Source organism: Bradyrhizobium sp. MI1.7 (assembly GCF_055811795.1).
In genome coordinates this window covers 1-2,549 of record NZ_JBVVPO010000178.1, presented here as the reverse complement: position 1 = coordinate 2,549, position 2,549 = coordinate 1, and the positions used below count along the sequence as shown (strand labels likewise).

The following is a 2,549-nucleotide window of genomic DNA, read 5'->3' as shown; positions in this document are numbered from 1 at the left end:
ATGCCCGTATCCCCGCGCCCATCATCTGCGGCGCTTATAACATTGAGCTTCCGCTCGCCACACCGTCATGGCCGGGCTTGTCCCGGCCATCCACGGCTCACGGCGCCTCCAAGAACGTGGATGGCCGGGACATCTGCGCGAAGACGCGCTTCGCGCTTTTGCCCGGCCATGACGTCCGATAACGAAAGCTGACTACTTGATCAGCCCTTTTTCCTTGTAATAGCGGATCGCGCCGGGATGCAGCGGAACCGGGCTGCCGGTGGCGGCCGCCTCGAGCTTGATCTCCTTGCCCGCGGCATGGGCGTTCTGCAATTCGGGCAGCGACTCGAAGATCAGCTTGGTCATCTGGTAGGCGAGGTCGTCCGACACCGCGGAGCTCGTCACGAGATAGTTGACCACGGCCGCGGTCGGCACGTCCTTGTCCTGGCCGGTATAGGTATTGGCCGGAATGATTGCCGAGATGAAGGGCGGGCCGATCTTGTCGATGGTCTCCTTCGGCACCGACACCACGGTGATCGAGGCCGAACTCGAGAGATCCTTCAGCGAGGCGACGCCAAGGCCGGCCGATTGAAGCGTCGCGCCCAACTGGCGGTTCTTCATGAGGTCGACGGATTCGGCGAACGGCAGATATTCGACCTTGCCGAGGTCCTTATAGGTCATACCTGCGGCCGCGAGGATCGCACGGGAATTGAGCTCGGTGCCCGACTTCGGCGCGCCGACCGAGAGGCTCTTGCCCTTGAGGTCTGCGAGCGTCTTGATGCCCGATTCGGCGGTCGCGACAATCTGGATGTAGTTCGGATAGATCGCGCCGATGGTGCGCAGCTTGTCCAGCTTGGACTTGAAGCCGGCTTCCTCGTCGCCCTCCCAGGCGGCTTTGAGCGAGTCACCCAGCGTGAACGCAATTTCACCGCGGCCCTGCTGGAGCAGGATCAGGTTCTCGACCGACGCCTTGGTGGCCTGCACCTGCGTCTTCACGTTCGGAATCTTGTCGCCGTAAATCTTTCCGATCGCGACCCCAAGCGGATAGTAGACGCCGGAGGTGCCGCCGGTCAGCACGTTGATGAAGGATTGCGCATGCGCGCAAGGTGCCGACGCCGCCAGGGCAAGAGCCGCGGCCGCGCCGAAAATCGTCCGTTTCATGGTTGTTGTACTCCCCAAACCGGCCGGGAAATTGGCCGGATGGGGGAAGCGGGTCAACCCATCCAAAAGTCACAACAGGACTGCGGTAAACGGCTGACCCGGCTCGATTTTTGGGGAACCCGCGGGTGCGGCGAGGTGGCGCAGTCAGGGTCTGGCGCGTGTCTCGCCGCGCTGGCAAGCCTTACTGGCAAGCTCTTGCTGGCAAGCCCTTATTGGAAGGTCATGTCCAGGCACTTGGAGATGTCGGAGCCGAGGCCGGAGGAGATGATGATGCAGCCGCGCACCTTCTGCGCGGTGACGTCGGCGGCCCAGACCGAGTAGCCGCCGGGGCCGAAGAACGAGTTGGTGTTCGGCGGTTCGGTCTCGGTCGCGTCGAAATCGTATTTGCCGTCGGTCTCGAAGATGCGCGGCTTCTTGGTGCAGCCGCCGTCGGTCTGGACGTTGATGACTTCCTTGTTGTCGCGGGTCAGCGCGAGCGAGACCTGGCAGCGGAAATATTCCGAGGTCTTGGTATTGAACAGGTAGGTGTAGGACTTGCAGGTCGCGGTGTTCAGCTTGCCCGGGGCGAGGCCACGGCTGCACGAAATCCGCTGGTTGTGGCTGAGCTGGTAGTCATCCGCCCGGGCGGCGGGCGCCAGCGCCGTCACCAACAGCGCGGCGGCTGAGCAGGCTTTCACGACTTGGTTCATCCGAATCATCCCCCTACCAATATTTTTGTCGAATTGCGTTCTAGACTGAAAGCGGAACATAGTCGCGCGGGGACGAAGGGAAAATCACAAACTGCTGGGCAGGACGTGATGCGCTGCGGCGCTTTCGCAAATTGACCTGTAAACGCCGTTCGTGATTTGTTCAAGATGGCAACCCCAACGATGGGGAGGATGGGATGATGGCATTTTCAACGAAGACATTTGCACTTGCACTCACAGCAACGCTCGGCGCATTCAGCGCACCCGCATTGGCGCAGACCGCGGCAACGCCCTGGGAGCTCAAGCCCGACACCGGCTATGCCTATGACAAGGAAGGCAAGACCTTCTCCTACAAGATGGGCACCAACAATGCCGGTGAACTCCTGAAGGGCGCCAAGAAGGTGCCGAAAGGCACGCTGTTCTTCATCGGCCACAACGGCCAGCTCTACATGCGCAGCGGCCCGTATCTCGAAGGCGACGGCAAGTTCAAGTTCGGGTCGGATCAGTAAGGGGCGACGGCCAACCCAAGCACTCGGTGTCATCACCCGCCTTGTGCGCGCTTGCGCACTGGGGCGGGTGATCCAGTATTCCAGAGGCCGTTGTGCTTCAATCGAGAGGCTGCGGCGTACTGGATGCCCCGGTCAAGTGTTTAGTCCGGAGACATGGCTGACACCTGTTCGGACACATCACTGACAGGTTGGCCATTGGTCAAGTCGATCGATG

General features: G+C 61.3%; 4 protein-coding genes. 2 read left to right on the top strand and 2 right to left on the bottom strand.

What is annotated here, in order from left to right; all coding sequences use genetic code 11:
- Nucleotides 1-182, top strand: a 182-nt coding sequence (locus AC0L3X_RS46880; RefSeq protein ID WP_473317582.1) for a hypothetical protein, incomplete at its 5' end; no start/stop codon positions are given.
- Between the two features lie 10 nt (nucleotides 183-192).
- Here AC0L3X_RS46880 and AC0L3X_RS46875 read toward each other — a convergent pair.
- Nucleotides 193-1,140 carry a TAXI family TRAP transporter solute-binding subunit gene (locus AC0L3X_RS46875; protein WP_063985861.1) on the bottom strand — a complete coding sequence of 316 codons (948 nt, stop codon included), beginning with the start codon at nucleotides 1,138-1,140 and terminating at the stop codon, nucleotides 193-195.
- A gap of 209 nt (nucleotides 1,141-1,349) precedes the next feature.
- A complete protein-coding gene (locus AC0L3X_RS46870) occupies nucleotides 1,350-1,829 on the bottom strand; it encodes a hypothetical protein (RefSeq protein WP_063985862.1) in 480 nt (159 codons plus the stop codon).
- Nucleotides 1,830-2,026: 197 nt separating this feature from the next.
- On the opposite strand from AC0L3X_RS46870, the gene AC0L3X_RS46865 reads away from it, so the two are divergent.
- A complete protein-coding gene (locus AC0L3X_RS46865) occupies nucleotides 2,027-2,335 on the top strand; it encodes a hypothetical protein (protein WP_063986736.1) in 309 nt (102 codons plus the stop codon).
- Nucleotides 2,336-2,549: the final 214 nt, after the last annotated feature.

Coding starts and splice junctions, on each gene's coding strand:
- AC0L3X_RS46875 (WP_063985861.1), bottom strand. CDS start 1,140: ATGAAACGGACGATTTTCGGCGCGGCCGCGGCTCTTGCCCTGGCGGCG.
- AC0L3X_RS46870 (WP_063985862.1), bottom strand. CDS start 1,829: ATGAACCAAGTCGTGAAAGCCTGCTCAGCCGCCGCGCTGTTGGTGACG.
- AC0L3X_RS46865 (WP_063986736.1), top strand. CDS start 2,027: ATGGCATTTTCAACGAAGACATTTGCACTTGCACTCACAGCAACGCTC.